The organism is Streptomyces sp. NPDC051976 (genome assembly GCF_040680795.1).
Lineage (GTDB): Bacteria > Actinomycetota > Actinomycetes > Streptomycetales > Streptomycetaceae > Actinacidiphila.
Genome location: NZ_JBFAXL010000034.1, coordinates 91,783 through 97,895 on the forward strand (window position 1 = coordinate 91,783; position 6,113 = coordinate 97,895).

Here is a 6,113-nt window from a genome sequence, read left to right on the forward strand (position 1 = left end):
GCGCTGCGTGTGTTCGCCTATTGCTTGATGGTGATGGGACCGTTATCCGAGAGGTTGGTGAGATTCATCTGCCCGAGGGTGGTCGCCCCGGTGGTGCTCCCGGGCATCACGATGTGGCTCAGGGTGACCCCCGAAATGGGGGCGCCGGGAAGGCCGTTGATACGGGCGGCGGTCGTGCCGGCGTTGCGGACCCGGACGTTGGAGACCGTGACGCCGGTGACCGGGCCGACACCCTGGGTGTCTCCGGTCATCATGGCCAGCCAGGTGCGGTTGCCGTCGTTGGTGAAGTCCAGGCGCTCGATGTCGATGTCGTCGAACGTGAGGTTCGTCGCGCTGGCCGTTCCGTACTTGTGGTGGACGCCGATGCCCACGGCGGCGTCGTAGACGACGACGTGCCGGAAGGTGACGCCGTCCTGTGGCTGGACGACGCCCTGGCCCACCTTGACGCCGTAGCAGTAGGTCCACGAGAGCAGGTCGTCGAAGGTCACGTCACCGAGCGGGCGAGCGGTGCCGGGGACGGAGCTGTAGAGGTCGGTGACATCGCCCCAGGTCTTGGCGCTGAAGGGGTCGTCGAGCCCGATGCCGATCGCGTGGGTGACGGTGACGTGTGTGGATTCCATGACGTCGATGCCGTCGTTCTCGCCCATGTCGAACCTGTTGAACATCTTGATGTTGCGGAAGGTCATGTTGGACGACCGCAGGGGAATGACCGCCCAACTGCTCGACTCACGGAAGGTGATGCCGTCCACCGTGAATCCGTTGGTGTAGACGGGGGCCAGGAGGTTCACACCGAGGTTGGAAGGTGCGAGTGCGGCCTGGCCGTTTCCGTCGATGATGCCCCGACCGTAGATCTTGATGTTCGACGAGGAGTACCGGGTGGAGAGGAACCAGGTGAGGTCCCGTCCCTGCGAGGTCTTGTGCCCGGTCACCACGTAGTGGCTGCGGTCACCCGTGTAGCGGAGCACCGCGCCGGGGGCGAGATACAAGGCGAGGTTGCTGCGCAGAAAGAGATTGCCCAGCGTGTAGACGCCGGCCGGCACGTAGGCGATGCCCTGGGTTCTGTTCGCTGATCCGTACGCGGCGGCGTCGTTGAGAGCGTTCTGGAAGGCGGTGGTCGTGTAGGCGCCGGTGTTCGGCTGGGCCGAGTAGGGCGGGCTCTGCACGTTGAAGATCCCCGTCCCGCCGGACGCCGGCCGGTCGGACTCCGCAGGGTCGGCCGCGATGACCAGGTTGGGGCGGCCGTCGAGCTTGACGATCAGGTACGCGTCCTTCTGCACGGTGAAGGTCAGCGTCGAGCCGCTGACAGATCCGGTGATGCCCAGCTTCTGCGGACTGATGCTGTACGAGCCGATGCCGGTGTTGTTGGTCTTGGTCACCGCCATGGTGGCGGTGCCCGTCCCCAGGGCGAACTGCGCGATGTCGTACCCGGTGTACTTGGTGACGGGCACGGACGTTCCGTTGACGGTGAGCGTGTAGTCCGTCGAGGCTGGATAGATCGACGCGACCGGATACGCCCCCACGGGCGCCGAAGCGGCCTGGGCGGTATGAGGGATTCCCAGGAGCGCCGCGACACCCAGGAGGAGGCCGGCCAACGTCGAGGCCAGGAGACGGGTCGTGCCGCGGCCCCGAGCCCGGGCGGCCGGCGCCGTAGACCGCGACGGCCACACCAGGCTGGTCGTGCGGGTCCCTCGCGCCGTCCCAGTCGTTCGCGTCATCTGAAGTCCTTGTCCTTCCGGCCGGACCACTGGTGTGGGGACCGGTGGTCGATGGACGATTCAAGCGCCGCACCGGTCCCGCTGCCGGGGACGACGGCACGCCCGGGCGTCAGCGGCGGCCCGCACGACCCGCGTCAGCCGACGACGTCGATCCGGTCGATGTCCGGTGCGTACGCGGTGGGGTTGGAGAAGGTGATCTGGTTGGTCCCCGCGGACAGTTGCACGCTGACGGTGGCGTAGCCGGGGGTGGTCCAGCCGGGGGTCGGCCGGAAGGACACCAGTTGGGGTGCGGCGCCGTTGACCGACACGTACGCCTGCCGCCCGGTGGTGGTGTCACCGTCGCAGTAGGCGACGACGATCTGGTGGCTGCCGGTGGTCACGGCCTGGACTCCGTTGAAGGCGAGGGTGCCGCCCGAGCCCACGAAGCCGACCTTCCGGCCGCCCGAGCAGTCGGCGCAGTCCGCCGGTCCCGCACCGCCGGTGTCGGTGTTCGCCGCGGACTCGGCCTCGTAGACCGCGGTCGTGCTGACGGGCGGGCCCGACCAGTGCTGGGAGGACTGGCCGTTGCAGGTGCGCACGGCGATGGCGGTGCCGTCCGACGTCCCGGACCCGGCGGTGTCCAGGCACAGATCCGACTGGGTGGCGCGGACGGTGCCATCGGAGCGGACCGACCATTTCTGGTTGGCCCCGCCGTGGCAGGGCCACAGATCGACAGCTGTGCCATCGGTGGTCGCCCGGCCGACGACGTCGAGGCACTCGGTGGCGCCGTTTGCCCGCAGCTCGCCCGCCGAGGTGGGGGTCCACTGCTGGTTGGCCCCACCGTTGCAGCCCCACAGCTCGACCTTCGTGCCGGGCGCGGTCTGGTTGTCGTACACGTCAAGGCACTTGCCGGAGGCGGCGCCGGTCAGCGCGGCGGTGCCGCCGGTGCCCGCGGTCGGGACGGCGCGGATCAGGGCGACGCCGCCGGGTGGCACACTCGCGGCGGTGTAGCTGCCGCTGGGCGAGCCGAGCGAGGCGCCCGTCCACAGGTCGGTGAGGCCGACACTGCCGTACAGCCCCAGTTGCAGAAGGTCGGCGCTCACGTTGTGGGCGGCCGAGGTGTCGGTGTTGAACAGGCCGATGACGAACGCGCCGCTGGCCTCCCGTTTGGCGAAGACCTGGCTGGTCGCGGTTGCGCTGATGCGTACGGCGTCGACACCGTCCTGGTCGACGGCCAGCACCGAGGAGTTCTTGAGGTAGCCCATATCGGTTGGGTCCAGCGCGGTGAGGTCGGTACCCAGCAGCAGCGGGGAAGCGGCCAGCGACCACAGGCTGAGCTGGGTCTGCCGCTCGGGTGCGGTCAGGCCGTCGTTGGAGCCGTTGCCGACCTCGATGGAGTCGTAGTCGTTCCAGCCGCCGGGCCGGCCGTAGGGCTGCCAGGAGGCAGCCTGGTCGAAGCGGAGCTTGATGTGGTTCCAGTCGGTGAGCGGGAAGCTGCTGCTGTTCGCGCCGCAGTAGCACTCGACGTCGTCGCCGGTGCGCCAGCCGTTGGCGTACTGCGCCCAGGTGGCGGCCTGCGACTGGGCCAGCTGGTTGGAGAGTTCGAGGTGGATCGGGCGTCCGGTCTGCCGCAAGGCCTGGGACCACGCCTGTACGTCCCCGATGTCGTCGGCGCCGACGCCGTCGATCTTCACGTAGTCCACGCCCCACCCCGCGAACTGGTTCGCCCAGGAGTTGACGAAGGGCTGCGCGCCCGGTTTGGCATAGTCGATGCCGACCATGCCGCCGCAGTTGTAGTTGCGCTCGTTCGCGCTGGTGGCGATGTCCGCGGCGTGGTAACTCGTGCCCAGGATCTGCGTGTTGCGGGCGACGGCCTGGTGGGAGATGCCCGGCGTGACGTAGAGGCCGAACTTCAAGCCGAGAGAGTGCACGTAGTCCGCGACGGCCTGGATGCCGTCGGTGGAGCCGGAGGCCGGGAAACGGGAGGTGTCGGTCACCCACCGCCCGTAGGCGTCGACGTTCGGGCCCTGGCCGCCAGGACACTGGTACCAGAAGTCGTCGAGGTTGACGTAGGAGTAACCGAGCTCGCTCAGACCGCTGTTCTTCATCGCCGCGGCCTGGGCCTCGAACGCTGAGGCCGTGGGGTTCCTGCGCAGGAAGCTCCAACTGCTCCAGCCCTGCGGGGGCTTCTGGGCCAGGCCGTTGTCCTGGGCGCGTGCCGTCGGCGCCGCGGTGAGCGGGACCGCGATGAGCGCGGCGGCCAGCAGCAGGGCCACAGCGATCAACGGCGCGAGGACCGACCAATGACGCCCTGGTGTCGCTGGATGCATCTTTGTCATCGCAGTCCTCCGTGACACAGCTGTTGGCACCGGTGATCGCAGCGGAGCGAGGGCGTCGTGGCAGTACGGCCACTCCGGAGAGCGCTCTCAAATGGCGTAGGCCAATGTGGCCGCATGATGGCAACCTGTCAAGAACAAAACACATCCGACCATTCCTCAACGCCCGGCGTCGGGGCGGTCGGAGACGATCCCCGACAGGGGTGTGCTCCGGTCGCCCCCGCAGCCCCACGGTGGGTGCGGGGTGTTCGCGTACACGGGGGCGGACATCTTGGCCTGGCCGCCACAGGTCACTGGCGCGCGGGGGCGAAGGTGCCGCGGCTGGCGGTGCAGGTGTGCAGTGGTGGATAGTTAGGCTTATTGTTAATAAATGTCGGTCTAGACCATTGACACATCGATTGGTGTAGGCCAATTCTGGGGCCCCGCGCATCACCGGGACGGGTTGACACACCGGCGTGACCGCCGTGGATTCCCGGTCCGGACCCCCCTTGGAAGGCGATGCCTCATGCCCCGAGCTGCACGTCTGATCTCCTCTTCCGCCGTCCTGGCGTTCGGTGCCGTCGGCCTCGGCGTCGCCACCGCTGCGCCGGCATCCGCAGCCACTTCCTGGCCCGCGCACGTCATGGCGCCGTACGTGGACGCCGGGTTGAGCAACACGACTCTGACGACGGTCGCGAGCAACTACGGCGACAAGTTCTTCACGTTGGCGTTCGTCGACGGTGCGAACTGTTCCTGGTCGATGTACAACACCTCCAGCTGGCAGACACAGATCGCCAACCTGCGCGCTGCCGGCGGCGATGTGTCGATCTCCTTCGGCGGCTGGACCACCGACAACGGTGGCACCGACCTGGGCAACACCTGCTCGTCGGCCGGCGCCGCCGCGGCGCAGATCGAGAACGTGGTGACCACGTTCGACCTCACCCACATCGACTTCGACATCGAGGCGGTCGCGCTGAGCAACCACGTCGACGTCGACCGCACCAACCAGGCACTCGCTCAGGTGCGCTCGTGGGCGGCGGGGGCAGGACGCTCACTGTCGATCTCGTATACGCTGCCGGCGTTCCCCACCGGTCTCAGCTCTGACGGCCAGTACGTGCTCAACAGCGGCAAGAGCGCGGGCTTCACCCCGAACGTCGTCAACGTCATGGCGATGGACTACGGCACCTCCGGTACCGAGATGGGAAGCGCCGCCAACCAGGCAATGGACGCCGCCGCGAGCCAGGTCGCCTCGGCATACGGCAAGAGCCTGGCCCAGGGCTACGCGATGCTGGGTGTGACGCCGATGATCGGGCAGAACGACAGCGCGGGCGAGATCTTCACCTTGTCCGACGCGTCCACCGTCGAGTCCCACGCGATGGCCGAGGGCATCGCCGAGCTCTCCTTCTGGTCGGAGGGTCGCGACAACGGCGGATGCGCGGGCCAGGCCACCGCGTCGTCGACGTGCAGCGGCGTGAGCCAGAACGCCGGCGCCTTCACTTCGGCCTTCCAGCCGTTCACTGGGGGTTCGTCCAGTGGCGGGAGTTTCCCGGGTGGGTACCACCAGTTGGTCGTGCAGAACAGCAAGTTGTGTGTGGATGTCTCCGGTGCGAGCGTGAGCAATGGTGCTGCGGTGATCCAGTGGGGGTGTGGGTCGGGTCAGGCCAACCAGGAGTTCCGGTTCAACCCGGTCTCGGGCGGGTACGGCGAGCTGCAGAACCAGAACAGCGGCTCGGACCTGGCGGTGCTGGGCGCCTCGACGTCCGCGGGCGCACAGGTGATCCAATACACGCAGAACGGCACCTCCAACAGCCTGTGGCAGCCGATCGCCCTGTCCGACGGCACGTGGCAGTTCAAGAACAACAAGAGCGGCCTGTGCCTGGACATGACCGGTAACTCCACCACGTACGGCATCCAGTTCGAGCAGTGGACCTGCAAGTCCGCCGCGGCCGGCACCAACCAGGCCTTCGCGACGCAGTGACGAAGGCGGTGGAGAGCGGCGGGGGGGAGCCGCGGGGCCCCCCCGGGGCGGGCGCCGCCCCGGTGATGGGGCGGGCGGCCGCCGGGGGGGGGGGGCCGGAGGGCGCTGTGGGGGGGGGGGGAGAGG

Annotated in this window: 3 protein-coding genes; 1 reads left to right on the forward strand and 2 read right to left on the reverse strand. The window is 68.4% G+C overall.

The window, feature by feature from the left end; genetic code table 11:
• Positions 1-17: 17 nt before the first annotated feature.
• Both AB0M29_RS28825 and AB0M29_RS28830 read right to left on the reverse strand, forming a co-directional pair.
• A complete protein-coding gene (locus AB0M29_RS28825) occupies positions 18-1,448 on the reverse strand; it encodes a glycosyl hydrolase family 28 protein (protein ID WP_365387766.1) in 1,431 nt (476 codons plus the stop codon).
• Positions 1,449-1,849: 401 nt separating this feature from the next.
• Positions 1,850-3,970, reverse strand: coding sequence for a ricin-type beta-trefoil lectin domain protein (locus AB0M29_RS28830; RefSeq protein ID WP_365387777.1), 2,121 nt, complete (start codon positions 3,968-3,970; stop codon positions 1,850-1,852).
• A 565-nt stretch (positions 3,971-4,535) separates the two neighbouring features.
• Here AB0M29_RS28830 and AB0M29_RS28835 point away from each other — a divergent pair.
• Positions 4,536-5,987 carry an RICIN domain-containing protein gene (locus AB0M29_RS28835; RefSeq protein WP_365387769.1) on the forward strand — a complete coding sequence of 484 codons (1,452 nt, stop codon included), beginning with the start codon at positions 4,536-4,538 and terminating at the stop codon, positions 5,985-5,987.
• The last annotated feature ends 126 nt before the right edge of the window (positions 5,988-6,113 follow it).